The organism is Promicromonospora sp. NPDC057138 (assembly GCF_042670845.1).
Lineage (GTDB): Bacteria > Actinomycetota > Actinomycetes > Actinomycetales > Cellulomonadaceae > Promicromonospora.
On record NZ_JBHUUX010000015.1, the window covers coordinates 15,268 to 41,254 of the forward strand.

20 protein-coding genes are annotated in these 25,987 nt (G+C 72.1%); 16 read left to right on the forward strand and 4 right to left on the reverse strand.

Going from position 1 to position 25,987, the window contains the following annotated elements:
• Window positions 1-26: 26 nt before the first annotated feature.
• On the reverse strand, window positions 27-713 hold the full coding sequence (locus tag ACFT2C_RS11370) for a response regulator (RefSeq protein ID WP_377207160.1): 687 nt from the start codon (window positions 711-713) through the stop codon (window positions 27-29).
• Entirely contained in the window at window positions 710-2,107 is a 1,398-nt protein-coding gene (locus ACFT2C_RS11375; RefSeq protein WP_377207161.1) for a sensor histidine kinase, read from the reverse strand. The genes ACFT2C_RS11370 and ACFT2C_RS11375 overlap by 4 nt, the downstream gene beginning before the upstream one ends.
• 183 nt (window positions 2,108-2,290) lie before the next feature.
• Between ACFT2C_RS11375 and mtrA the strand changes: the two genes are divergently transcribed.
• From mtrA to ACFT2C_RS11390, 3 genes are read left to right on the forward strand one after another with little or no spacing between them, the layout of a single operon-like run.
• The gene (mtrA, locus tag ACFT2C_RS11380) at window positions 2,291-2,971 is read left to right on the forward strand and encodes an MtrAB system response regulator MtrA (RefSeq protein ID WP_129786616.1); all 681 of its coding nucleotides are present in this window, start codon (window positions 2,291-2,293) and stop codon (window positions 2,969-2,971) included.
• Window positions 2,972-3,030: 59 nt separating this feature from the next.
• On the forward strand, window positions 3,031-4,842 hold the full coding sequence (gene mtrB, locus ACFT2C_RS11385) for an MtrAB system histidine kinase MtrB (RefSeq protein ID WP_377207162.1): 1,812 nt from the start codon (window positions 3,031-3,033) through the stop codon (window positions 4,840-4,842).
• Window positions 4,842-6,587 carry an LpqB family beta-propeller domain-containing protein gene (locus tag ACFT2C_RS11390; RefSeq protein WP_377207163.1) on the forward strand — a complete coding sequence of 582 codons (1,746 nt, stop codon included), beginning with the start codon at window positions 4,842-4,844 and terminating at the stop codon, window positions 6,585-6,587. The genes mtrB and ACFT2C_RS11390 overlap by 1 nt, the downstream gene beginning before the upstream one ends.
• 99 nt (window positions 6,588-6,686) lie before the next feature.
• Here ACFT2C_RS11390 and hpf read toward each other — a convergent pair whose 3' ends face one another.
• Together hpf and ACFT2C_RS11400 are read right to left on the reverse strand one after the other, a co-directional pair.
• On the reverse strand, window positions 6,687-7,361 hold the full coding sequence (hpf, locus tag ACFT2C_RS11395) for a ribosome hibernation-promoting factor, HPF/YfiA family (RefSeq protein ID WP_377207164.1): 675 nt from the start codon (window positions 7,359-7,361) through the stop codon (window positions 6,687-6,689).
• Between the two features lie 255 nt (window positions 7,362-7,616).
• Window positions 7,617-8,390, reverse strand: a complete 774-nt coding sequence (locus tag ACFT2C_RS11400) for a ComF family protein (protein ID WP_377207165.1) — start codon at window positions 8,388-8,390, stop codon at window positions 7,617-7,619.
• 159 nt (window positions 8,391-8,549) lie between these two features.
• On the opposite strand from ACFT2C_RS11400, the gene ACFT2C_RS11405 reads away from it, so the two are divergent.
• From ACFT2C_RS11405 to ACFT2C_RS11465, 13 genes are all read left to right on the forward strand, one after another.
• Complete coding sequence (locus ACFT2C_RS11405; RefSeq protein WP_377207166.1) at window positions 8,550-9,821, forward strand: winged helix-turn-helix domain-containing protein; 1,272 nt, start codon at window positions 8,550-8,552, stop codon at window positions 9,819-9,821.
• Between the two features lie 25 nt (window positions 9,822-9,846).
• On the forward strand, window positions 9,847-11,553 hold the full coding sequence (locus tag ACFT2C_RS11410) for a cation:proton antiporter (RefSeq protein ID WP_377207167.1): 1,707 nt from the start codon (window positions 9,847-9,849) through the stop codon (window positions 11,551-11,553).
• A 114-nt stretch (window positions 11,554-11,667) separates the two neighbouring features.
• Window positions 11,668-14,628: a preprotein translocase subunit SecA gene (gene secA / locus ACFT2C_RS11415; protein ID WP_377207168.1), complete on the forward strand. Its 2,961-nt coding sequence runs from the start codon at window positions 11,668-11,670 to the stop codon at window positions 14,626-14,628.
• 216 nt (window positions 14,629-14,844) lie between these two features.
• A complete protein-coding gene (locus tag ACFT2C_RS11420) occupies window positions 14,845-16,143 on the forward strand; it encodes a homoserine dehydrogenase (RefSeq protein ID WP_377207169.1) in 1,299 nt (432 codons plus the stop codon).
• Window positions 16,144-16,155: 12 nt separating this feature from the next.
• Complete coding sequence (gene thrC, locus ACFT2C_RS11425) at window positions 16,156-17,271, forward strand: threonine synthase (RefSeq protein ID WP_377207225.1); 1,116 nt, start codon at window positions 16,156-16,158, stop codon at window positions 17,269-17,271.
• Complete coding sequence (gene thrB / locus ACFT2C_RS11430; protein ID WP_377207170.1) at window positions 17,271-18,287, forward strand: homoserine kinase; 1,017 nt, start codon at window positions 17,271-17,273, stop codon at window positions 18,285-18,287. The genes thrC and thrB overlap by 1 nt, the downstream gene beginning before the upstream one ends.
• 301 nt (window positions 18,288-18,588) lie before the next feature.
• On the forward strand, window positions 18,589-20,526 hold the full coding sequence (rho, locus tag ACFT2C_RS11435; RefSeq protein WP_377207171.1) for a transcription termination factor Rho: 1,938 nt from the start codon (window positions 18,589-18,591) through the stop codon (window positions 20,524-20,526).
• A 149-nt stretch (window positions 20,527-20,675) separates the two neighbouring features.
• A complete protein-coding gene (gene rpmE / locus ACFT2C_RS11440) occupies window positions 20,676-20,894 on the forward strand; it encodes a 50S ribosomal protein L31 (protein WP_253837736.1) in 219 nt (72 codons plus the stop codon).
• Between the two features lie 182 nt (window positions 20,895-21,076).
• Window positions 21,077-22,168: a peptide chain release factor 1 gene (prfA, locus tag ACFT2C_RS11445; protein WP_377207172.1), complete on the forward strand. Its 1,092-nt coding sequence runs from the start codon at window positions 21,077-21,079 to the stop codon at window positions 22,166-22,168.
• A 96-nt stretch (window positions 22,169-22,264) separates the two neighbouring features.
• Window positions 22,265-23,230: a peptide chain release factor N(5)-glutamine methyltransferase gene (prmC, locus tag ACFT2C_RS11450; RefSeq protein ID WP_377207173.1), complete on the forward strand. Its 966-nt coding sequence runs from the start codon at window positions 22,265-22,267 to the stop codon at window positions 23,228-23,230.
• Window positions 23,231-23,330: 100 nt separating this feature from the next.
• A complete protein-coding gene (locus ACFT2C_RS11455; RefSeq protein WP_377207226.1) occupies window positions 23,331-24,038 on the forward strand; it encodes an L-threonylcarbamoyladenylate synthase in 708 nt (235 codons plus the stop codon).
• A gap of 2 nt (window positions 24,039-24,040) precedes the next feature.
• Entirely contained in the window at window positions 24,041-25,405 is a 1,365-nt protein-coding gene (locus tag ACFT2C_RS11460; RefSeq protein ID WP_377207174.1) for an undecaprenyl/decaprenyl-phosphate alpha-N-acetylglucosaminyl 1-phosphate transferase, read from the forward strand.
• Window positions 25,402-25,863, forward strand: a complete 462-nt coding sequence (locus ACFT2C_RS11465) for a hypothetical protein (RefSeq protein ID WP_377207175.1) — start codon at window positions 25,402-25,404, stop codon at window positions 25,861-25,863. Before ACFT2C_RS11460 ends, ACFT2C_RS11465 begins: the two co-directional genes overlap by 4 nt.
• Window positions 25,864-25,987 lie beyond the last annotated feature (124 nt).

Consider the following 25,987-nt stretch of genomic DNA (forward strand, 5'->3'; position numbering starts at 1 on the left):
CCCCACGTGGGGCCTCGGCGGACAAGTCACACCCCGAGGTGCCGCAGCACGGCCAGGACCCGGCGGTGGTCCGCGGCGTCCTGCGGCAGGTCGAGCTTGGTGAAGATGGCCGCCACGTTCTTCTCGACGGCCCCGTACGACAGGTGCAGCAGCTCGGCGATCGCGCCGTTCGACCGGCCCTGCGCCATCAACCCCAGCACCTCGCGCTCCCGGGCCGAGAGGCGCTCCAGGTCGTCGTCCTGCCGGGCGGAGCCCATGAGCTGCGAGACCACCTCGGGGTCCAGCACGGTCGCGCCGCGCGCCACGCGCCCGAGCGCGTCGACGAAGTCCCGCACGTCGGCCACCCGGTCCTTGAGCAGGTACCCGACGCCGCGCGCGTCGCCGGCCAGCAGCCGGCTCGCGTACCGGGTCTCCACGTACTGTGAGAACAGCAGCACGGGCAGGTCCGGGTGCCGGGACCGCAGGCTGAGCACGGCCCGCAGCCCCTCGTCGGTGAAGCTGGGCGGCATGCGGATGTCCGCGACGACGACGTCGGGCAGCGACTCCTCGCGCACCAGCCGGGCGACCTCGTCCTCCAGGGCGTCACCGTCCTCGACGGTGGTCACGGCGTGGCCGCGCCGGGTCAGGAGCGCGGCGAGGCCGTCCCGGAGGATCGCTGAGTCCTCGGCGAGCAGCACGCGGAGGTCGGACGGCGGATCGTTCGGCCCGGTCATGCGCGGCCCGAGGGGCTGGTCGTCGGCAGGGTCACGGACACCACCGTAGGCCCGCCGGCGGGGCTGGACAGGTCCAACGTGCCGTCGACGGAGCGCACCCGCTCGGCCAGCCCGGCCAGGCCGGAGCGCAGGCCCGAGCCGTCCGGCGGCACGACCCGCGCGCCGCCGCGGCCGTCGTCCCGCACCCGGATCCTGACCGTGCCGCGGCCGGAGCGGGTGGTGTCCACCCGTTCGACCAGCACGTAGACGCCGGTCGCGCGGGCGTGCTTGGCGGCGTTGGTGACCAGCTCGGCGACTGTGAAGTACGCGATCGACTCGAGTGCCGAGGCGAGGCGGCCGCCCGCCTCCACGCCCGGGTCCACGTCCACGGTGACGGGCAGCGCCGACCGTGCGGCGAGGGTCTCGAGCGCGACGGTGAGGCCGCTGTCGAGGGCCGGCGGGTGGATGCCGCGGGCCAGCTCGCGCAGCTCCGTGAGCGCGTCCTTGGTCGAGGCGTGGGCGGTGTCGACGAGCTCGGCGGCCTGGGCCACGTCGCCGCCGTCGGCCAGGTGCTCGCGTGCCTCGCCGAGCTGCATGGCGACGGCGACCAGACGGGCCTGCGTGCCGTCGTGCAGGTCGCGCTCGATGCTGCGCAGGCGGGCGTCGGCGTCGTCGACCGCGCCGGTGCGGGAGCGCTCCAGCTCGGCGACGCGCAGGCTCGCCCGGGTGGGGCTCAGCAGGGCGACCGTCAGCGCGCGGAAGAGCAGCGTGAACATCCGCAGGAGCCACGGCCAGCAGAAGAACACCAGCACGCCGGCCAGCGCGGCGAGCGCGATGCGCGGGGGTGTGTCCACGTAGTAGGAGGGGCCGAGCTGCGCGCCGACGTGCATCTCGCCGCCGGTCCCGAGCTGCGGCGGGAGGAACCGGTACCAGATCCCGTAGGTGATGGCGCCCAGACCGACGACGAGGAACACGACGCTCGTGACGAAGGACAGCAGCGTCAGCGGGAACGTGACGAACATGAAGAGCAGCGCGCGCCACGCCGTGGCGTCGCCGAGCAGGGAGCCGACGGTGCGCCAGAACCCGCGCGGCCGCGTGTACGGGGCGGGGACCGGGACGTCGACGTCGAGCAGGTCGCGGGCGAGGCCGCGGTAGGCGCTGCCCCATCCGCGCCCGCCGAGCAGGACGGTGCCGGACACGAACAGCCCGACCACCGTGACGGCGACGACGGCGGTGAGGCTCACGGTGAAGACCGCGTAGCCGAAGGCGAACGGGGCGAGCAGGAGCACGAGGGCCAGGTAGCCCTGCTCGCGCCAGGTGCGGGTCGCGAACGGGGCCGTGAGGAAGCTCGGGCGGGCCGTGGGGCCCCGGGCGGCGGGGCCGGCCGCGCGCGGCTCGACGGTCATGGTGGTCATGCTGCCAGGATCGCCCCTGGCGTGCTGCCCGCGACAGGGTGCCGACCGCCCTCTTGAACGGGGGTTGTCCCCCGCCCGGTGGCGGGGTCGGCCGGCGCACGACGGCCTGCCAACCGGGGTGAAGATGGCTGGTCACGGCCTGTGCAGCCGGGTTTCCTGGACCAGCCTGGCACACTGGAGGGCATGAAGGTACGAGTTCTCGTCGTCGACGACGACACAGCACTTGCCGAAATGATCGGCATCGTCCTCAAGGGCGAGGGGATCGAGACCGTGTTCTGTGCCGACGGCGACTCGGCGCTGGGGATGTTCCGCACCCATCAGCCGGACCTGGTGCTGCTCGATCTGATGCTGCCGGGCAAGGACGGCGTACAGGTCTGCCGCGAGATCCGCGCCGAGTCCGGCGTGCCGATCATCATGCTGACGGCCAAGTCGGACACGCTCGACGTCGTGGTGGGCCTGGAGTCCGGCGCCGACGACTACGTGTCCAAGCCGTTCAAGCCCAAGGAGCTGGTGGCCCGGATCAAGGCCCGCATGCGCCGCAGCGAGGACCCGGGCCCGGAGCGCCTCGTGGTGGGCGACGTCGAGATCGACGTCACCGGCCACACCGTCATGCGCGACGGCGAGCGCATAGCGCTCACCCCGCTGGAGTTCGACCTGCTCGTGGCGCTGGCCCGCAAGCCGTGGCAGGTGTTCACGCGCGAGGTGCTGCTGGAGCGGGTCTGGGGCTACCGGCACAGCGCCGACACGCGCCTGGTCAATGTCCACGTCCAGCGCCTGCGTTCCAAGATCGAGCGTGACCCGGAGAACCCGGAGATCGTCCTGACGGTGCGCGGCGTCGGTTACAAGGCGGGCGCGACACGCTGATGCCGCACGGCCTGGTCGCACGGCTGCGCCGGGTGGGGTCCCGGGCACGGGTGGTCTCTGTGCGGTCCACCCGCCGGGGGATCGCCCAGTGGCGCGCCTCGCTGCAGCTGCGCGTCGTGACCACCGCGCTCGCCATCGGCTTCGCGGCGATCGCCGTGCTGGGGCTGTACCTGTCGACGTCGGTCCGGGACGGCATCTACGACCAGCGGCTCGCGTCGATCGACAACGAGGCGGCGGCGCTGACCGCGCAGGTGTCGCAGAACTTCTCCGAGACGGCGACGACGTCGAACGGTGAGCTGCAGACCCTCCTGCTGGACACGATCTCGACGCTGGGGGTCACGAGCGGTTCCACGGCGGAGGAGTACTTCCTCATGCACGAGCTCGGCACGACGTCCCAGGTGAACGACGTCACCACCCGGCCGGACCTGACGGAGGTGCTGATCTCCGACGAGCTGCGCGAGGCGAACCTCGCGTCCGAGGACGACCAGGTGCTGCAGGCGGTGGGCATCCCGTCGCGCGACGACCCGGGCATCGTCAGCCCGGGCGTGATCGTGGGCTCCACGGTCCAGGCCTCGCCCGACGCCAAGTACGAGATCTACTACCTCTACTCCTTGCAGCCCGAGCAGGAGACCCTGTCGTTCGTGCACCGCGTGCTGCTCGCGGGCGGCTTCGGGATGCTGGCGCTGCTCGGCGTCGTCACCTGGACCATGGCGCGGCAGACGGTGACGCCCGTGACGCGGGCCGCGACCGTCGCCGAGCGCCTCGCCGAGGGGCACCTGTCCGAGCGCATGCCGGGCGCCCGGGGCACCGACGAGATGGCGAGCCTCGCGCGCTCCTTCAACGAGATGGCCGAGAGCCTGCAGGACCAGATCCGGCGCATGGAGGAGCTGTCCGCGATGCAGCGCCGGTTCGTCTCCGACGTGTCGCACGAGCTGCGCACTCCGCTGACCACCATCCGCATGGCCAGCGAGATCATCCACGAGTCCCGCGACCAGATGGACGCGGACACCGCTCGCTCGGCCGAGCTGCTGCTCGGCCAGATCGACCGGTTCGAGTCGCTGCTGGCGGACCTGCTGGAGATCAGCCGGTTCGACGCCGGCGCCGCGGTGCTCGACGCCGAGCGCCGCGATCTGCGTGACGTCGTCATGTCGGTCGTGGAGCAGGCCGCCCCGCTCGCGGAGACGAAGGACGTCCGCGTCTCGGTGCGCCTGCCCGACGCCGACGCGGCGGCCGACTTCGACCCGCGCCGCATCGAGCGCATCCTGCGCAACCTCGTGGTCAACGCGATCGAGCACGCCGAGGAGCGGCCCGTCGAGGTGACCGTCGCCGAGGACGACCGCGCGGTCGCCGTCGTCGTGCGCGACTACGGCGTCGGGATGACGAAGCAGGAGGTCGAGCACGTGTTCGACCGCTTCTGGCGGGCCGACCCGGCGCGCGCCCGCACCACCGGAGGCTCCGGCCTGGGGCTGGCGATCGCGCTCGAGGACGCGCACCTGCACGCCGGGCGCCTCGACGCGTGGGGCCGGCCCGGGCAGGGCGCGAGCTTCCGGCTCACGCTGCCGCGCAGCGCCGGCGTCCAGGTGGTCGAGCCGCCGATCACCATGGCGCCCGCGTCGCACGAGCCGGGGGTCCGCACGGGCCAGATCCCCGTGGTGCGCCCGCCGACCGGGCCGACGCCGACGGCGATCCCGGACCTGTCCGATCCGAGCGATGCTCATTCGGGCGATGCCCATTCCGGCGATGCCCATTCCGGCGATGCTCATTCGGGCGATGCTCATTCGGGCGATGCCGATCCGGGCGATGCCGACGCCGGCTCCGTCGCAGCGGACCCCGCGGGCCGGCCCGCTACGACCGACGTAGAGGTGCACTGATGCGCAGAGCCGCGACCGCCGTCGTCGTCGCCGTCGTCGCGCTGTCCAGCGTGGGCGCGCTGGGGGCCTGCGCCCAGATCCCGACGTCCGGGCCCGTGCGGGTGGGCAACGCGGAGGTCGAGCCGCAGGCCGACATCGCGATAGTGCCGCAGGGCCCGATCTCCGACGCGGACCCGCAGGGCATCGTGTCCGGCTTCCTGGGTGCGGTGGTGGCCGCGACGACGTCCCCCAACGAGTTCCAGACCGCCCGAGAGTTCCTGACCGACGACGTCGCGGTCAAGTGGGACCCCGAGGCGGCGGTGCGGGTGGTCCGCGAGCCGCCGGTGCCCCAGCCGTTCGAACGTGGCGTGGAGGTCGAGGGCGACGACACCGTCGAGGTCGTCGTGCGCGCGACGACCATCGCGACCCTCGACAGCGCCGGCGCGTACACGGAGGTGGGCGACCCGCGCGAGCTCGGCTACCGGTTCACCCTCGTGCGGACCGGCGGACAGTGGCGCATCTCCGCGCTCGACGACGGCGTGCTCGTACCCGCGAACCTGTTCGCGAACCAGTACCGCGCGACTCGCCTGTTCTTCCCGGCCGAGGGCGACATGACGAGCCTTGTCCCCGACCTCCGCTGGTTCGCCCGCCGCTCCTGGCGCACCGTCGCGGTGGAGCAGACGCTCGCCGGGCCACCCGAGTGGCTGCAGGGAGCGACCCAGTCCCTGGTGCCCGAGGGCACGCAGCTCGCCTCACCGTCGGTCCGGGACACGGACGGCGAGGAGGCGGTCGCGGTACGGCTCACCGAGCAGATCAGCGACGCTCCCGCCGACCAGCGCGCGGTGATCGCGGCGCAGCTCTCGGCGACCCTCTCCGAGGGTGCTGGCCGGGTCGTGCCCGTCGATATGTACAGCGGGCAGAACCGGCTCTCCGTCGACGCGGCCGACGTCGACCTGCCGGTCACGCTCACCGAGCCGATGGCGCTGAAGGGCCACGACCTCTACCTCGTGTCCGACGGCGCGCTCGAGCCCTGGGGCCACGACGCGGAAGAGTCCGTCGACCTGTCCGGCATGGACCCGACGGCGCTCGCCGTGCGGCCCGGGGCGAAGCCCATAGTGGTACGGGACGGCGACGACCAGATCTGGGACGTCACCGCTGAGGACGGCCCGGTGTCGTTGTTCGAGGGCGCGGACCTTGCTGCGCCGTCCGTCGACAAGTTCGGGAACACGTGGACCAGCGGAAGCGCTGGGAAGCTGCGCGTGGCCCCCGAGCACGACTCCGGCCTGGAAGAGGTCACCCTGAAGCCGGAATGGCTGGGTGGGCGCACCGTGATCAGCGTCTCGGTGGCGCCGGAGGGCTCGCGCGTCGCGATCGTGAGCGAGGCGCCGTCGGGCACGCTGGTGCAGGTGGCGGGCATCGTGCGCGACAGCGACGGCACCCCGATGGACCTCGCGGCGCCGCTCTCGGTCGCCGCGTCGGTCGACGACATCGCCGAGGCTCGCTGGGCCGGGATCACGACGCTGGCGCTGCTGACCAGGGACCAGGAGGGCGTGACCGGCGTCTGGACCGCGGGCGTGGGCGGGCTGGCCGGCACCGGCGGAGCGGCCCGGCAGCTGCCGGGGCTCACCGACGTCGAGCAGCTCGCGGCAGGGGTCACCGACCAGGGGATGCTGGTGGTCACCGAGGGCGGCCACCTGGAGCACGAGGAGACCGGCGTCTGGCAGCCGTTCGCCGAGGACGTCGACCTCGTGACCTACCCAGGCTGACCCGCCTCTCGATCCGCGAAGTAGAGCGCCTTTCCGAGCTTCCCTGGTGACCACCAGGCGAAGCTCGGACAGGCGCTCTACCTCACGGATCGAGGCCGGTCAGTTCAGGTCGGTGACCGGGGCCGCGCCGCACGGGTTGTCGAGCTGGATCACACCGAACGACCAGCCCTTGCGCTTGTAGAGCACCGACGGGCGCGACGTCTCCTTGTCGATGAACAGGTAGAAGTCGTGGCCCACCATCTCCATCTCGTAGACCGCGTCGTCGAGCGTCATCGGGTCGGCGTGGTGGAGCTTCTGCCGGATCACCACGGGCGAGTCGCCGATGGTCGTCTCCACGGAGTCGCCCGGCGCGGACAGCGCTGCCGGGGTCGAGATCTGCGGTTCGGGTGCGTTGGCGGCCCCGCTGCCCTCGTCGGTCAGGATCTCGTCGAGGGGGCGGACGTCCACGGGAGCGAGCACCTTGTTGTTCCGGTGGTCCTTGCGCCGGTCGCGCGCGCGGCGCAGCCGCTCGTTGAGCTTGTCGATGGCGAGGTCCAGGGCGCCGAAGCGGTCGTCCGCTGCGGCTTCCGCGCGGATCACCGGACCCTTCGCGCGCAGTGTGAGCTCGACACGTTCCCGATTCTCGGACAGTCGCGGGTTGTTCTCGTGCGTGACTTCCACGTCCACCCGGCGTACGTAGGGAGACAGGAGCTCGACCTTGGCGAGCTTCTCCTCCACGTGCTGGCGAAACCGGTCTGCCACGTCCGTGTGCCTGCCGACAACGACAATTTCCATGTGCGTAACTCCGCTCCGGGAACTCTGGGCCACGCCGTCCCTTGCCGGCGGCGCGTGCCCGTCTCTGCTGGACTGGTCTTGGCACCTGCTGCTGCCGGTGCCGGGCACGAACCACCTCCCGTCGCGTCTGCCCCGTCGTCGTCGCCGGGACGGGTCTGGCGTGGAATGTTCAGGCTAACTCCGTCGCCTGGGTAACGACAGCCCCAACATTTAGTGAACGCTGTGACTGAAATCTGGCAGACATTCAGGTTCTGATCAGACTTCAGCCCATGTCCGACGCGGGCTCGCCGTGCCGTCCTGGCCGCTCGTACGGGGAGGCGGGGTCGCTGCCAGCACAGTTGCTCCGAGCACGTCGTGCCCGTGCCGTTCCAGCGTCCGTTCGGCGGCGGCCAGGGTGGCCCCCGTCGTCAGGACGTCGTCCACAAGAATGCATACGGATCTTTGTCCGAGGGACCGGCCTCCACGTCTCGTCATGCGGACGGCGCCCGTGAGGTTGCGTCCGCGGGCCCGGGCGCCGAGGCCTACCTGGTCCCGTCCGGAACCGCGGCGGGCGAGCGCGGGAACCACGCGCGCGGGGATCCCGGCGTCGTGCAGGCCGACGGCCACCGCCCGGGCCAGGACGGCGACGGGCTCGCGGCTCCGGGCCCGCCGTGCGGCACCGGTCGACGGTACCGGTACGACGGCGAGCGGCGCGTCGCCGGGAGAGCCGTGGGCCGCTCGCGAGAGAGCCGGGCCGAGGCGGGCGGCGGCCCGCCGGAGTGCCGGCCCCAGCAGGTGGTCGAGGTCGGCCCGCCCCCGGTCCTTCCAGTGCACGACGACGTCCCGCACCGGCCCGGCGTACGGCGTGAGCGCCCACACGGGTACGGGCGGGACGCCGTCGAGCCGGTCCAGCCGGGGCGCGCCCTGCTCGGCCCGCACGGGCGGGCCGGCCAGGAGGGCGGCGCACCGCGCGCACCAGCGCACGTCGAGCTCGCCGCACGGACAGGCGACGGGCAGCAACAACCGACCAAGCTGACGAACGATCTGCACCCCACCACTCTCCCCTCCCGAGCACCGTCCGGCGGCTTGTCCACACCCCCAACCCCCCGTCCCCGTTGAGTGCTGGGTATTTGTGGGATGAGGCGCCTCAATCCAACAAATACCCAGCACTCAACGGGGACGGGGGGAGTGTCAGTGGTGGCGGGCAGGATGGGGTCCGTGCAACCGATCTCGCTCTCTCTCGATCAGGCCCGCCGCGTGGCGATCGCGGCCCAAGGCCTCCATCGCCCCCGCGCCGACGGGCCGCGCACCATGCGGCACGTGCAGGCCGTGATCGACCGGCTGGGCCTGTTCCAGATCGACTCGGTGAACGTCCTCGCGCGGGCCCACCTGCTGCCCTTGTTCTCCCGGCTGGGCCCGTACGACACGGGTCTGCTCGACCGCGCCACGGCGTCGGGCAGGTACGCCCTGCGGAGCGGCGGGCGCGCGGCCGAGGATCGCCGGCTCGTCGAGAGCTGGGCGCACGTCGCGGCCTACGTGCCGCCACGCGCCTGGCCGCTCCTGGCCTTCCGGCGCCGGTGGTTCGCGCAGGAGTACGACTGGCGGGAGCTGGACGGCGTCCGGCTGCCCGACGCGCCGCAGGTCCAGGAGGTGCGCAGCCTGGTGGCCGCGGAGGGACCGCTGTCGGCCTCCCAGATCCATGACCGGTTCGTGTCGGAGGGGCGCTCCGTGCGCCACAAACGGGGCACGTGGTGGGACCGGAGCACCGAGAAGCGGGTGGTGGAGCACCTGTTCTTCACGGGCGAGGTGGTCTCGGCGGGGCGGAACGCGCAGTTCGAGCGGCTGTACGACCTGCCGCAGCGCGTGCTGCCGCCGTCGGCCCTCGGGGAGCTGCCCGAGGCGGAGGCGAAGAAGGCCCTGCTCGAGCTCGGCGCGCGAGCGCACGGGATCGGCACCGCGCGCGACCTCAAGGACTACTACCGGCTCAAGGGACCGGTGGCGGACCAGGCCCTGGCCGACCTCGTGGACGACGGGGTGCTGCTGCCCGCCACGGTCCGAGGTGGTTCCGAGCAGTGGTTCCTGCACCGCGACGCCGCCCGCCCGCGGCGGGCCGCGGGCCAGGCGCTGCTCGCGCCGTTCGACCCGCTGGTGTGGGAGCGCAAGCGGCTGGAGCGCCTGTTCGGGATGCGCTACCGGATCGGCATCTACACCCCCGCGGCGCAGCGCGTGGACGGGTACTACGTGCTGCCGTTCCTCGAGGACTCGCAGCTCACCGCACGGGTCGACCTCAAGGCGGACCGCGCGGCCGGGCTGCTGCGTGTGCAGTCGGCGCACGCCGAGGCGTCCCTGACCGAGAACACCCCGGCACGCCTCGCGGCGGAGCTCCGCGAAATGGCGCGGTGGCTCGGGCTCGACGGGGTGACTGTCGAGGCCAAGGGCGCTCTTTCGCCCGCACTGCGAGCGGCGACGTCCATTTCGTGAAACACGCGGCAACTAAACTCGGGGCATGGTCACCGCGGCGATCCTCTTGGCAGCTACGGTCGCGGCCGGGCTCGGGGCGGTGCTGCTCCGGCTGCCTCCCCTCGTGGGATTCCTGGTGGCCGGGTTCGCACTCCACGCGGCGGGTATGGCCGCGCCGAGCTACCTCGAGACCCTGGCCGACCTGGGCGTAACGCTGCTGCTGTTCGGCATCGGGCTCAAGCTCGACGTCAAGACGCTGCTGCGCAAGGACGTGTGGCTGACCACCATGGCGCACCTCGTGATGAGCGTCGCCATCGCCGTCGGATTCCTCGGCCTGCTCGCGGTGATCGGGTTCTCGTTGCTCGACGGCGACGGCCTGGGTGTCCTCGCGCTGCTCGGGCTCGCCCTGTCGTTCTCCTCGACGGTGTTCGTGGTCAAGGTGCTCGACGGCCGCTCCGACCAGTCCGCCCTCTACGGCCGGATCGCCATCGGTGTACTGGTCATGCAGGACCTGATCGCAGTCGTCTTCCTGTCCGTGTCCTCCGACCACCCGCCCGGCCCGTGGGCGTTCGCCCTCGTGCTGCTGATCCCGGGGGCCTGGCTGCTGCGCAAGGTGTGGTCGAAGGTGGGCCACGGCGAGCTGCAGGCGCTGTTTGGCGTGGCCGTCGCACTCGGCCCGGGGTACGCCCTGTTCGACGCCGTCGGGCTCAAGGGCGACCTTGGCGCGCTCGTCATGGGCATGCTCCTGGCCGGCCACCCGGCGGCCACCGAGCTGTCGCGCAACCTGTTCACCGTCAAGGAGCTGCTGCTCGTCGGCTTCTTCGTGTCGATCGGCTTCTCCGGCGAGCTCAGCTGGCAGGCCGCGGCGATCGGGCTGCTCCTGCTGCTGATGCTGCCCCTGCAGGGGATAGTGACGGCGGTGCTCCTGCGCCTGATGCGCCTGCGCAAGCGGACGGCGATCCTCTCGGGCCTCGTGCTGGCCAACTACTCCGAGTTCGGCCTGATCGTCGTGGCGGTCGGCTCCCAGACCGGGCTGCTGGACGAGAAGTGGCTGGTCGTGCTCGCCGTCGCCGTGGCCGCGAGCTTCGTGCTGTCCTCGGCGGTCAACACCCGCGGCAACGAGTACGCGGTTGCGCTCGCCAAGCGCTTCCCGTCCAAGCCCAACGAGTGGCTGCACCGCGAGGAGCGGCTCATCGACGTGTCCGGCGCCGAGGCGCTGGTGCTCGGCATGGGGCGCGTGGGCCGCGGCGCCGTCCGCCAGCTGCGGGAGGACTACGGCATGAACGTCGTGGGGGTCGAGCACGACCCGGCTCGTGTCGCGACCCTGCGTACCGAGGGCTTCACCGTGGTGCAGGCCGACGCCACCGACATCGAGTTCTGGGGCCGAGTGCGCAGCGCCGGCGCCGTCCGGCTCGCGATCCTGGCCATGCCCTTCCACGCGGCCAACCTCATCGCGCTGTCCCAGCTCCGGGCGAGCGGTTTCGAGGGCACGGTCGCCGCCGTCGCGCGGTACGACGACGACGCGGCCGAGCTCGAACGGCACGGCGCCGACGCGGTGTTCCACCTGTACGGCACCGCCGGTCAGGCGCTCGCCGACGAGGCGGCAGAGGCGGCGCTCGGCTACACCGTGGCCGAGGGGATGCGCGACGTGCAAGCGGAACGCCGGGACGCGCAGGCGGAACGTCCGGCGGCATCGGGACCGTTCGCCGACGCGCCGTCGCGGACCCCGACGGAACTCGGCGAGCCTCGCTGACGTTACCCCTGGAGCGAACCTGCCGGTCCGCCGTCGGTCTTTGGGGCCACGTGCCCAGGTTTACGGCCTACGATGGACGACGGCGAAACTTGACCTCGAGCTGGGAGAACCCGCGTGTCCATCCTCGACAAGGTCCTACGCATAGGCGAAGGACGTGTCCTGAAGAAGCTGCATTCCGTGGCTGAGCAGGTGAACCGCTTGGAGCCCAGCTTTGTCGAGCTGAGCGACACCGAGCTGCGTGAGGAGACCGCACGGTTCAGGGAACGGCTGGAGCACGGCGCGACCCTGGACGAGCTGATGCCGGAGGCGTTCGCGGCGATCCGCGAGGCGGCTCACCGCACGCTCGGCCAGCGGCACTTCGACGTCCAGATCATGGGTGGTGCGGCGCTGCACCTCGGCAACATCGCCGAGATGCGCACCGGTGAGGGCAAGACCCTGGTGGCGACGACCGCCGCGTACCTCAACGGGCTGACGGGCGACGGCGTCCACGTCATCACCACCAACGACTACCTGGCCAAGTACCAGGGCGACCTGATGGGCCGTGTCTTCCGGTTCATGGGCATGACGACGGGCGTGATCCTGTCGGGCCAGACACCGGCGCAGCGGCGCGAGATGTACGCCGCCGACATCACGTACGGCACGAACAACGAGTTCGGCTTCGACTACCTGCGCGACAACATGGCCTGGTCCGTCGACGACCTGGTGCAGCGCGGCCACAACTTCGCCATCGTCGACGAGGTGGACTCGATCCTCATCGACGAGGCCCGTACGCCGCTGATCATCTCGGGCCCCGCGGCCGGCGACGCGAACCGCTGGTACAACGAGTTCGCCAAGGTCGTGCGCCGCCTGGTGCCCACCGTGGACTACGAGGTCGACGAGAAGAAGCGCACGGTCGGCGTGCTCGAGCCGGGCATCGCGAAGATCGAGGACTACCTCGGCATCGACAACCTCTACGAGTCGCTCAACACGCCGCTGATCGGGTTCCTGAACAACGCCATCAAGGCGAAGGAGCTGTTCAAGCGCGACAAGGACTACGTCGTGCTGAACGGCGAGGTCATGATCGTCGACGAGCACACGGGCCGTATCCTCGCGGGCCGGCGCTACAACGAGGGCATGCACCAGGCCATCGAGGCCAAGGAGGGGGTGGAGATCAAGGCGGAGAACCAGACGCTCGCCACGATCACCCTCCAGAACTACTTCCGCCTGTACGGCAAGCTCTCCGGGATGACCGGTACTGCCGAGACCGAGGCCGCCGAGTTCCAGGGCACGTACAAGCTCGGCGTCGTGCCGATCCCGACGAACCGGGCGCCGCAGCGCCTTGACCAGCCCGACCTCGTCTACAAGAACGAGGACGGCAAGTTCAACGCCGTCGTGGCCGACATCCTGGAGCGGCACGCCTACGGGCAGCCGGTCCTGGTGGGTACCACCAGCGTCGAGAAGTCGGAGCTGCTGAGCGCCAAGCTGAAGAAGGCCGGCGTGCCGCACAACGTGCTCAACGCGAAGGAGCACGAGCGCGAGGCCGCGGTCGTCGCGATGGCGGGCCGCAAGGGTGCCGTCACGGTCGCCACCAACATGGCCGGCCGCGGTACCGACATCATGCTCGGCGGCAACGCCGAGTACCTCGCGGTGGCCGAGCTCGCCGAGCGGGGCCTCGACCCGGTCGAGACGCCGGAGGAGTACGAGGCGGCCTGGCCCGAGTCGCTCGAGAAGGCGAAGGCGCGCGTCGCGGCGGAGCACGACGAGGTCAAGGAGTCCGGCGGGCTGTACGTGCTCGGCACCGAGCGCCACGAGTCCCGCCGTATCGACAACCAGCTGCGCGGCCGCTCCGGCCGGCAGGGCGACCCGGGCGAGTCCCGGTTCTACCTGTCGATGCAGGACGACCTGATGCGCCTGTTCAACTCGGGTCTCGCCGAGTCGATGATGAACCGCGCCGGGTTCCCGGACGACATGCCGCTGGAGTCCAAGATGGTCACCCGCGGCATCATGTCCGCGCAGGGCCAGGTGGAGGCCCGCAACTTCGAGATCCGCAAGAACGTCCTCAAGTACGACGACGTCCTCTCGCGCCAGCGCAGCGTGATCTACGCCGAGCGCCTGCGCGTGCTCGAGGGCGAGGACCTGCGCGAGCAGGTGCAGCACTTCCTCACGGACACCATCACGGAGTACGTGACCAACGCGACGGCGGACGGCAGCCACCCGGAGCAGTGGGACCTGGACGGCCTGTGGACGGCGCTCAAGGCCGTGTACCCGGTGTCGCTGACGCCCGACGAGGTCGCCGAGGAGGCCGGCGGGATCGACCGGCTCACCGGCGAGATGCTGCTGGACGAGATCCTGTCCGACGCGCGGGTGGCCTACGAGGCCCGCGAGGAAGAGCTCACGTCCCCGGCCATGCGCCAGCTCGAGCGCCGCGTGGTGCTGTCGGTGCTGGACCGCAAGTGGCGCGAGCACCTCTACGAGATGGACTACCTCAAGGAGGGCATCGGGCTGCGCGCCATGGCGCAGCGCGACCCGCTGGTCGAGTACCAGCGCGAGGGCTTCCAGCTCTTCCAGGCGATGACCGACGCCATCAAGGAGGAGTCGGTAGGGTTCCTGTTCAACCTCGAGGTCACGGTCCAGCAGCCCGGCGCGGAGCAGGCCGTCGACGGCGGCTCCGAGCTGCCGGCGGTCGGGCCGGTCCCGCCGCGCGGCCGCCTGGGCACGGGCCAGCCGGACGCCCCGCCGACCGCGCAGATCCCCGCGGTGCAGCCCGCCTCCCTGCCGCGGCAGGGCCAGCCGGGCCAGGCGCCTCCGCCCCGGCAGCGCCGCGCGGCAGGCGCCGCCACCGAGCCGATCCTGCTCGCGAAGGGCCTGGACACGCCTCGGCAGCAGCCGCTGACGTACTCGGCCCCGAACGAGGACGGCACCGGCTCGGCCTTCATGCAGTCGCCCGACGGCGCCCGACGCCGCGCCGCGCTGCACGGCGAGGCGACCGCCGCGACGAGCGACGGCCGCACGTTCCCCGGCACGCCGCGCAACGCGCAGTGCCCGTGCGGCTCGGGCAAGAAGTACAAGGTCTGCCACGGCGTCAACGAAACCTGACCCCCTCCTTCCCCCGGGTCTGTCGAAGTAGAGCGGGTGTCCGAGACTCCCTGGTCACTCCAGGGAGCCTCGGACACCCGCTCTACTTCGACAGACCCCGGGGTGAGACAGGTGAGTCAGTGTGGGAGGCTCCGGGTAGCCTGATCGCATCGTCCGGAACTCCCGTGTGGACCTGCGCCGGACCGGACCGTTCCCCCCAACGAAAGCAGGATCGCCGTGCCTGTCCACGTCCCCGAGCCCGCACGCGGGCTGCGCGTAGCCCTGCTCGGCTGTGGCGTCGTGGGCACGGAGGTGGCCCGGATGCTCCTGGAGCAGGGCGCGGACCTCGCCGCCCGGGTCGGCGCCCCGCTGGAGCTCGCCGGGATAGCGGTCCGCGACGCGGACCGGCCCCGCGACCCGGCGGTCCCGCGCGACCTCCTGACCGAGGACGCGGAGTCGCTCGTGGACGGCGCGGACATCGTCGTCGAGGTGATGGGCGGCATCGAGCCCGCGCGCGGGCTGCTGCTGCGCGCCATCGAGGGCGGGGCGGCAGTGGTGACGGCCAACAAGGAGCTGCTGGCCGCCGACGGCCCCACGCTCTACAAGGCCGCCGACTCCGCGGGGGTCGACATCTACTACGAGGCCGCCGTCGCGGGCGCCATCCCGATCGTGCGTCCCGTGCGGGAGTCCCTGGCGGGCGACCACGTGCGCCGCGTCCTGGGCATCGTCAACGGCACCACGAACTACGTGCTGGACCAGATGGCCACGAGCGGCCTCGACCTCGAAGAGGCGGTCAAGCAGGCGCAGGAGCTCGGCTACGCGGAGGCGGACCCGACTGCCGACGTCGAGGGGTACGACGCCGCCGCGAAGGCCGCGATCCTCGCCAGCCTCGCCTTCCACACCCGCGTCTCGGCGGACGACGTCGCCCGTGAGGGCATCACGGGCATCACGTCCGACGACGTCGCCTGGGCGGCCCGGACCGGCCACGCCGTGAAGCTGCTGGCCATCGCCGAGCAGACCGGCGAGGGCGTCTCCGTGCGGGTGCACCCGGCGCTGGTGCCGCTCGAGCACCCGCTGGCGGGTGTGAAGGGCGCGTTCAACGCGATCTTCGTCGAGGCCGACGCCGCGGGCCCACTCATGTTCTACGGCCAGGGCGCCGGCGGCCGGCCCACGGCGTCGGCGGTCCTGGGCGACGTCGTCGCGGCGGCGCGCCACCGCGTGCTCGGCGGCAAGGGCCCGCAGGAGTCGACCTACGCGGCCCGCCCCCTGCTGCCTGCCGACGCCGCGGTGACCCGCTACCAGGTCCGCCTGCTCGTCGCCGACCTGCCGGGCGTGCTCGCCCAGGTCGCCGGCGTGGTGGGCGACCACGGCGTCTCGATCGACACCGTGCGCCAGACCGGCCCCTCCGAGGGCACGGCCGAGCTGCTCCTGACCACCCACGGCGCCCGCGAGGCGTCGCTGGCCGCCACCATCGCTGCCGTGCGCAAGCTCGAGCCGGTCCGCGAGATCACGTCCGTCCTGAGAGTCGAAGGCTGAACCGTGCCCGTACTGCCTGCTGAACCGAACCTCCCGTCCGCAACCCCCGGCGCGGCCCCCACCTCGCGCCTGTGGCGCGGCGTGATCGCGGAGTACGCCGACCGCCTGCCCGCCCACGTGCAGCAGAAGATCGTGACGCTGGGCGAGGGCGGCACGCCGCTGGTCCCGGCCCCGGCGCTGTCCGAGCGCACGGGCGCCGACGTCTACGTCAAGGTCGAGGGCATGAACCCGACCGGCTCGTTCAAGGACCGCGGGATGACCACCGCCATCTCGGCAGCCGCGGGGCGCGGCGCCCGGGTCGTGGTGTGCGCGTCGACGGGTAACACGTCGGCGTCGGCCGCCGCGTACGCGACGCGCGCGGGCATGGTCTGCGCGGTGCTCGTGCCGGACGGCAAGATCGCCATGGGCAAGCTCAGCCAGGCGGTGGCGCACGGCGCGCGCCTGCTGCAGGTGGACGGCAACTTCGACGACTGCCTCGTCGCGGCCCGCAAGCTCGCGGACACCCACCCGGTGGAGCTCGTGAACTCGGTGAACCCGGACCGCATCGAGGGCCAGAAGACCGCAGCGTTCGAGATCGTGGACGCGCTGGGCGACGCCCCGGACATCCACCTGCTGCCCGTCGGCAACGCCGGCAACATCACCGCGTACTGGAAGGGCTTCCGGGAGTACGCCGACGCCGGGGTGGCGAGCCGGACCCCCGCGATGTGGGGCTTCCAGGCCGCAGGCGCCGCCCCGATCGTGAAGGGACACCCGATCGACGAGCCGGACACCATCGCCACCGCGATCCGGATCGGCAACCCCGCCTCGTGGGAGCTCGCCGAGGAGGCCAGGGACGCGTCCGGCGGCGTCATCGAGGCCGTGACGGACGAGCAGATCCTCGCCGCGCACCGGATCCTCTCGGCCGAGGTGGGCGTGTTCGTCGAGCCGGCCTCCGCGGCCGGCGTCGCGGGCCTCCTGGCGCGCCACGAGCGCGGCCTGGTGCCCGCCGGCGCGCGCATCACCATCACGGTGACCGGCCATGGGCTCAAGGACCCGAGCTGGGCGCTCCGGACGCCCGACGGCGGCGACGTGGAGCCCGTGCGGGTGTCCGCCGACGTCGTGTCGATCGCCGACGCTCTCTCACTCTGATGCAGCTCGGCGCCGACCACGTGCGGGTCAGGGTGCCCGCCACGAGCGCGAACCTGGGCCCGGGGTTCGACTCCCTCGGCCTCGCCCTCGCCCTGTACGACGAGGTCGAGGTACGCCTCGTGGCGGCCGACGAGGTGGTGGTCGAGGTCGAGGGTGAGGGCGCCGGGGAGGTCTCCCTCGGCGAGGACCACCTGGTCGTCCGGGCGCTGCGGCGCACCATGGACCTGGCCGGCGCCGTGCCCACCGGCATCCACATGACGTGCCACAACGTGATCCCGCACGGCCGGGGGCTGGGGTCGTCGTCGGCCGCGGTGGTGGCCGGGATCGTCGCCGCGCGCGCCCTGCTGGCCGAGCCGCGCGCCGTCGACGCCGCCACGGTGCTGGCGCTGGCCACCGAGTTCGAGGGCCACCCCGACAACGCGGCGCCTGCCATCCAGGGCGGCGCCACCGTTGCCTGGACCACCGACGACGGCCCGCGCGCCGTCGGCCTGGACGTCGACCCGTCGATCGAGGCCACGGTGCTGGTCCCGGACGCCCGGCTGGCGACCGCCCGGGCGCGGGCCGCGCTGCCCGCGCGGGTGTCGCACGCCGACGCCGCGTTCACCGCGGGCCGGGCGGCGCTGCTCGTGGAGGCGCTGGCCCGCCGTCCGGAGCTGCTGTTCGACGCCACGGAGGACCGCCTGCACCAGTCCTACCGCGCGGCCGTCCTGGGGGCCTCCAGCGAGCTCCTGCGGGCCCTGCGGGACGCGGGCGTGCCCGCCACCATCTCCGGTGCCGGGCCGACGGTCCTGGTGCTCGCCGGGCCGGAGCACCGGGCCCGTCGCGACGCCGTCCTGGCGGACCTCGTGGACGAGACGGCGGGCTGGCGACGGCTGAGCCCGGGGATCGACCTGACCGGTGCACGCGCCAGGAGGATTACCGGAAACACTGGTGCGCTATCGTCCGGCTCGTCAGGTGCAACCGGGAGTCATGTCGTACCAGGATCGCCAGCAGTACGGGGTGGTAGTATGCAGTGAACCTTCGGGATCGCACGTCCTGAGCCATGGTGGCGGGAACTCGGATTCAACATCGGTTCCTCACCGCCTGATCCGGCAGAGAGTTCTTGAACCAGTAGAGCCTCAGCTGCTCAGCCGTGCCCGTTGCAGGCCGTGACCAACGGCCACCGCATCTCGCGAGAAGGCAGACAACGCCCCCGTCAGCCGTCGTCGTACCACTGATGCGAGGTTTTCCGCGCTCCGGCCATTCAGCGCCGGGCGCCCAACATCCCGCGGCCCGCGATCACGCGACCAGCCGCAGTTCGAGGGGGAAGGGTCCTTCGTGACAGACACCACCGAAAACGCTCAGTCAACCGCTGGCCGCACGGCCGGGACCGGAGCGCTGAGCAGCATGCGCCTCGCCGAGCTCCAGGCACTGGCCGGAGACCTGGGCGTGAAGGGCACCTCCAGGATGCGCAAGAGCGACCTCGTGGACACCATCCGCGAGAAGACGGGCGGCGCGACGAAGCGTCCGAGCCGTGCAGCTTCCACCGCGGAGCAGCCCACCAGCAACGCGGAGCAGCCCACCAACAACGAAAAGCCCGCCCGCGCCGAGGCGCCGGTCGCAGCCGCCGAGGTCACCACCTCGGGCGTGCGCGCCGACGCGAGCCCGGACGCCGAGAAGGCCGCTCGCCTGGCACAGCTCGCGGACGCCGTAGCGGCCCCGCGCGAGCAGGGTGGACGCCGTGCGGGCCGTGGCCAGGGCGCTCCCGAGGGGAACGCCGAGGACAAGGGCCGCAACGGCCAGTCCAGCAACGGCCGGCAGAACGCCCGGAGCAACGAGCGAGCGAGCGAGCGCGGCGCCGAGCGGACCGCAGACCGGAACGAGCGCGGCACCACCCGCACCGCCGAGCGGACCAACGATCGCGCGAGCGACCGCACGACCGACCGCACCACGGACCTGGACGACGACCGCAACTCGCGCCGCCGCCGGGGTCGCGACCGGGGCCGGGACCGCAAGCGCGGCCGCGGCCGCCAGGGACCGGACGTCGCGGGTCTCGAGAACGTCGAGGTGCGCGAGGACGACGTGCTGCTGCCCGTCGCTGGCATCCTCGACATCCTCGACAACTACGCGTTCGTGCGGACCTCGGGCTACCTGCCCGGCAACAACGACGTCTACGTGTCGCTGAACCAGGTCAAGAAGGCCGGCCTGCGCCGCGGCGACGCCGTCGTCGGGGCCGTGCGCCAGCCGCGCGACGGCGAGGAGCCGCCGCAGCAGCCCGCCGCCAAGAACGCCCGCGTGAACAAGTTCAACGCCCTGGTGCGCCTGGACTCCGTGAACGGCATGACGCCGGACGAGGCGCTCGAGCGCCCCGAGTTCACCAAGCTGACGCCGCTCTACCCGCAGGAGCGTCTGCGCCTGGAGAACCCCGAGGCGACCAAGCTCACGCCGCGCGTGATCGACATCGTCGCGCCGATCGGCAAGGGCCAGCGTGGCCTCATCGTCGCGCCGCCCAAGGCCGGCAAGACGCTGATGATGCAGCAGATCGCCAACGCGATCACCGCCAACAACCCTGAGGTCCACCTCATGGTCGTGCTGGTGGACGAGCGTCCTGAGGAGGTCACCGACTTCGAGCGCTCGGTCAAGGGTGAGGTCATCTCCTCGACGTTCGACCGGCACGCCTCGGACCACACGCTGGTCGCCGAGCTCGCCATCGAGCGGGCCAAGCGTCTCGTGGAGCTGGGCCAGGACGTCGTGGTGCTGCTCGACGGCATCACCCGTCTTTCGCGCGCCTACAACCTGGCCGCCCCGGCGTCGGGCCGCATCCTGTCCGGTGGTGTGGACGCCGCGGCGCTCTACCCGCCCAAGAAGTTCTTCGGCGCGGCCCGCAACATCGAGGACGGCGGCTCGCTGACCATCCTGGCGACCGCGCTGGTCGAGACCGGCTCGAAGATGGACGAGGTGATCTTCGAGGAGTTCAAGGGCACCGGCAACATGGAGCTACGGCTCTCGCGGTCCTTGGCCGAGAAGCGTATCTTCCCGGCGATCGACGTCAACGGCTCGAGCACCCGGCGCGAGGAGATCCTCATGTCGAAGGACGAGCTCGCCATCGTCTACAAGCTGCGCCGCGTCATGGGCGCGCTCGACCAGACGCAGGCCGCCGAGCTCCTGCTCGGCCAGCTCCGGAAGACCAAGACCAACGTCGAGTTCCTGCTGCACGTGCAGAAGACGACGCCGGGCGGTCTGACGGAGGACGAGAACGTCGGCGAGACCGTCTGAGCCTCCGGCTCGGAAGCCGCACCGACCCACGTCACACCAGTCTCCCTCGCCCGCACGGGCGAGGTAGTGGCAGAATGATTGGCTGGCTCGCTGGTTCACGTCCCTGCTCTTCCGCAGGACGACCCAGCGGCATCACACCAAGGAGCAACATGAGGGCTGGAATCCACCCCGAGTACGTCGTCACCCAGGTCACCTGCACCTGCGGTAACACGTTCACGACGCGCAGCACCGAGACGTCCGGCAAGATCAGCGCCGACGTCTGCAGCGCCTGCCACCCGTTCTACACGGGCAAGCAGAAGATCATGGACACCGGTGGCCGCGTGGCCCGGTTCCAGGCGCGCTACGGCAAGAAGACCGCCGACAAGTAGCGACTTCGCAGCGCCGGTGGTCCGGCCCGACAACCTCTCCAGGGGCAGTCGGGCGCGGACCACCGGCGCTGTCGTTTCCCCACCAGCTTCCATCCCTTCGTTGAGTGCTGGGTATTTGTCGTCCTGGCACCGCTGAGACGACAAATACCCAGCACTCAACGGCTGCCGTAGCTAGGAGAACTGTGACCGAGTCAGCGTTTGCCGGGGTCGGGCCCTTGATCAGCGAGCACGCCGAGATCGAGTCGGCCCTCGCCGACCCCGCGGTGCACGCCGATCCCGGCCGCGCCCGCACGCTCGGGCGGCGGTACGCGGAGCTCAACCAGGTGGTGGGCGCCTATCGCGCGTGGGAGCAGGCGCACGACGATGCCGAGGCAGCGGCCGAGCTGGCCGCCGACGACGCGTCGTTCGCCGAGGAGCTGCCGAGCCTCAGGGAGGCCGAGGCGGCGGCGGAGGAGAAGCTGCGCCGCGTGCTGGTTCCCCGCGACCCCGACGACGGCCGCGACGTCATCCTCGAGATCAAGGCCGGTGAGGGCGGCGAGGAGTCGGCGCTGTTCGCCGGCGACCTGCTGCGCATGTACCTCCGCTACGCGGAGCAGCGCGGCTGGTCCACGCAGCTCCTGGAGTCCACCGCGTCCGACCTCGGCGGGTACAAGGACGTGCAGGTCGCCATCAAGGCGAAGAACGTCCAGGGGCCCGAGGACGGCGTCTGGCACAGCCTCAAGTACGAGGGCGGCGTGCACCGCGTGCAGCGGGTGCCGGTCACGGAGTCGCAGGGCCGCATCCACACGTCGGCGGCCGGCGTGCTCGTGTTCCCCGAGGTCGACGACCCGGGGGAGCTCGAGATCGACCAGAACGACCTGCGCATCGACGTCTACCGGTCGTCCGGGCCGGGCGGCCAGTCCGTCAACACCACGGACTCGGCGGTGCGCATCACCCACCTGCCCACGGGCATCGTCGTCTCGATGCAGAACGAGAAGTCGCAGCTGCAGAACCGCGAGCAGGCGATGCGCGTGCTCCGCGCCCGCCTCCTGGCGGCGCAGGCGGAGGCTGCGGCGGCCGAGTCCGCCGAGCTGCGCCGCTCGCAGGTGCGCACGGTCGACCGCTCCGAGCGGATCCGGACGTACAACTTCCCCGAGAACCGGATAGCCGACCACCGCACCGGGTTCAAGGCGTACAACCTCGACCAGGTGCTGGACGGCGACCTGGGCCCCGTGGTGCGTTCGGCGATCGACGCCGACGAGGCGGCGCGGCTCGCGGCGGCTTCCGGTGCCTGACGCCCCGGTCCGAGCGGTCCAGCGGGACGTATTGCAGCCGGTATTGCCTGCCGGGGCGGATGAGCGGCAGGCTGGGCTAGTGGTCGGAGAAGCGCGGTGAGTACACAGCTGTTGAAGTGGGCCCATGAGGAGCTGGCTGACGCCGGGGTGGCGTCGCCTCAGGCCGATGCCGAGGCGCTGCTCGCGCACGCCCTCGGGGTGGACCGCGGCGAGGTGCGGCGGCTGGCCGTCCTCGGCCGCGAGGTGCCCGACGACGCCGCGCGCGCCTTCGAGGGCCTCATCGCCCGGCGGGCGGCGCGCGAGCCGCTGCAGCACCTGACCGGCGTCGCCGCGTTCCGGCACCTCGAGCTGGCGGTAGGCCCCGGGGTCTTCGTGCCCCGGCCGGAGACCGAGGAGGTGGCGCAGGTGGCCATCGACGAGGCGGCCAAAGTCATCGCCGAGCGGGACGGCGCGGGCGCCGTCGTCGTCGACCTGTGCACCGGGTCCGGCGCCATCGCGCTGGCCGTGGCCACCGAGGTGCCCGGCGCGCGGGTGCACGCCGTCGAGCTGGACAAGGACGCGCACGCCTGGGCCGAGCGCAACGTCGACGCCCTGAGCGCCGTCGCCGCGGGCCTCGACCCCGGCGCCACGCCCCAGGACCAGGACCCGCCCCAGCGGATAGTGCGCCTCGTCAAGGGCGACGCCCGCACTGCGCTGTACGGGATCGACGGGATGGCCGACGTCGTCGTGTCGAACCCGCCGTACGTGCCGTCCGACGCCGTGCCCATGGACCCGGAGGTCGCCGAGCACGACCCTGCCGTCGCCCTGTACGGGCTGGGTCCCGACGGGCTCGAGGTGCCGCGCGGCATCACCGACGCCGCGGCACGCCTGCTGCGGCCCGGCGGGCTCTATGTCATGGAGCACGCCGAGGTCCAGGCCGAGGCGGCCCGGGAGATGGTCGCCGCGGCCCGCGATGCCGACGGGCGGCCGGTGTTCGGGGAGCCCGAGACCCGCAAGGACCTGACGGGCCGGCCCCGCATGGTCGTCGCGCGCCGCCTGGGAACAGAGCGCAGCGCAGGGTGAGGGCCGAGCTTGCGAGGCACTCGCCCGGAGCGGAGCGCCGGTCCCAGGCGACGAAGGCATCGCCTCGGGCCCGGATCGTGAAAGACTGGTCCGCGTGAGTGTGCCTGTGCAGCCCGTGCTCGACGCCACCGACCCGCAGACCTGGGGCCCCGCGATCGACGAGGCAGTGAACGCGATCTCCCGTGGTGGCCTCGTCGTCCTGCCCACCGACACCGTGTACGGCATCGGCGCCGACGCGTTCGACGAGGAAGCCGTGGCCGCCCTGCTGGCGGCCAAGGGCCGCGGCCGGCAGATGCCGCCGCCGGTCCTGGTGGGGGAGGTCGCGACCCTCGACGGCCTGGCCACCGACGTGCCCGACGACGCCCGCCGGCTCGTCGAGGCCTTCTGGCCCGGCGGCTTCACCGTCATCCTGCGCGCGCAGCCGTCGCTGCAGTGGGACCTCGGCGACACGGGAGGCACGGTAGCCCTGCGCATGCCGGACCACCCCGCGGCGCTCGCCCTGCTCAAGCGCACCGGCCCGCTGGCCGTGTCCAGCGCCAACAAGTCGGGCAGCCCGGCCGCGCAGGACGTCGCGGACGCCGAACGCCAGCTCGGCGACTCGGTGTCCGTCTACCTCGACGGGGGGCAGGCGCCGGGCGGCGTCGCCTCCACGATCGTGGACGCCACGGGCCCGACCCTGCGGATAGTCCGCGAGGGCGCGGTGACGCTCGAGGCGCTGCGCGAGGTGACCGACGTCGAAGGTCCCCAGGTGGCCCCCGAGGACGACCCGAGCGAGCCCCCGGCCGGTGCCCCGGAGGACGACGAGTGAGGGTGTACCTGCTCCTTATGCTCGTGGCCGCCGCGGTCACGTTCCTCACCACGCCCTTTGCCCGCTGGGTGGCGCTCAAGTCCTCGGCCATCTCGGCAGTGCGGTCCCGCGACGTCCACCTGGTGCCGACGCCCCGCCTGGGCGGGCTCGCCATGCTCATCGGGATCGTCGTCGCGGTGCTCCTGGCCTCGCAGATGCCGTTCCTGTCGGGGGTCTTCGTGGACCGCCAGGCATGGGGGATCGTCGGCGGCGCCGCGATCGTGTGCGCGCTGGGCTGGGCCGACGACAAGTGGGACCTCGACTGGGTCACCAAGCTCGCGGGCCAGGTGCTGGCCGCCGGCTTCATGGCGCTGCAGGGCGTCCAGCTCATCACGATGCCGATCGGCGGGCTGACCATCACGTCGTCGCGCACGTCGCTCGTGGTGACGGTCCTGGTGGTCGTGATCGCGATGAACGCGGTGAACTTCGTCGACGGGCTCGACGGGCTGGCCGCGGGCATCATCGCCATCGGCGGTTCCGCGTTCTTCCTGTACACGTACGGGCTCACCCAGCAGGCGTCGCCTGACGACTACGCGAGCCTCGCGTCGCTGATGCTCGCCGTGATGGTGGGCGTGTGCATCGGGTTCCTGCCGCACAACTTCCACCCGGCGAGCATCTTCATGGGCGACGCCGGCTCCATGCTGATCGGCCTCGTCATGGCCGGCGCGGCGATCACCGTGACGGGCAACGTCCAGCCGGACGTCATGACCGGCGCGCAGGCCCTGCCCGCGTTCATCCCGCTGCTGCTCCCGGTCGCGGTGCTCATGCTGCCGCTGCTCGACATGGGCCTGGCCGTGATCCGGCGCCTGGCCGCCGGCAAGTCGCCCATGGCGCCCGACCGCATGCACCTGCACCACCGCATGCTGGCCCTGGGCCACTCCCACCGCCGCGCCGTGGTCATCCTGTACGTGTGGACTGCCGTCTTCGCGTTCAGCGCCGCCGCGCTGATCCAGTGGGAGTGGGAGATCGTGCTGGTCTGGACCACCGTGTTCGTCGTGCTCGCGCTGCTCGCGACCCTCGGCCCGCTGCGTCACCGCGGCCGGTTCCTGGACGACGACGTCGCGCTCTCCGGCCAGGTGCCGAAGGTCCCGGCAGCGGTCGGAGCCCCGACCGCCGTCCCGCAGCCCGCCGCGGCAGCGCAGAGCGCCCCGGCGCCGAGTACCCCGGCGCCGAGCGCGTCGACGTCGAGCACACCGAAGCGGAGCACCCCGGCGCCGAGCGCGCCGGCGCCGAGCACCTCGGCGCAGAGCGCGACCTCGCGGGGTACCGTCCCGCAGCCCGCCGCTCGCCGGAGCGCCGCCCCCAAGACCAAGGAGACCGTCGAATGACCGAGCAGAATCCCGTCGTCCCGAAGTCCGACGGCGACGCCAGCGCCGCCGAGCGCGCGGTGCTGCGCTCCGCCGCCCGGGACGGCCTGATCCTGGTCGCGGGCCTGGCGGTCCTGGGCTCGGTCGTCGGCTTCCTGGTCGGGGGCCTGCCGGGCCTGGTGATCGCCCTGATCGGCGCCGGGGTCGTGGCCGTGTTCTGCGGCACCACCGTGTGGTCGATGTGGGCCACCGTGGGCAAGCCGCTGCCGACGCTCGCGGCGGTGGTCATGGGGAGCTGGATCGCCAAGGTGGTCGTCCTGATCGCGGTGCTGACGGTGCTCAAGGGCACCGTGGACGAGTGGCTGACCCCCGGCGTCCGCGGGGTGGTGCTCGGAGTCGTGGCGATCGGCGCGATCGGCACGGCCCTGCTCGACTACCGGGCGGTGCGCAACGGCCGCGTCCCCTACGTGGGCGACTGAATCGCGCGCGGCGATTGCGCAATACGTCACAAGGCGCCGTGCCAGGCCGTTCTTCGGTCGGATCAGGGCAAAAGATAGGTTAGGCTACGACTGAATCCATGACGGCCAGGCCCGATGGTGCGCC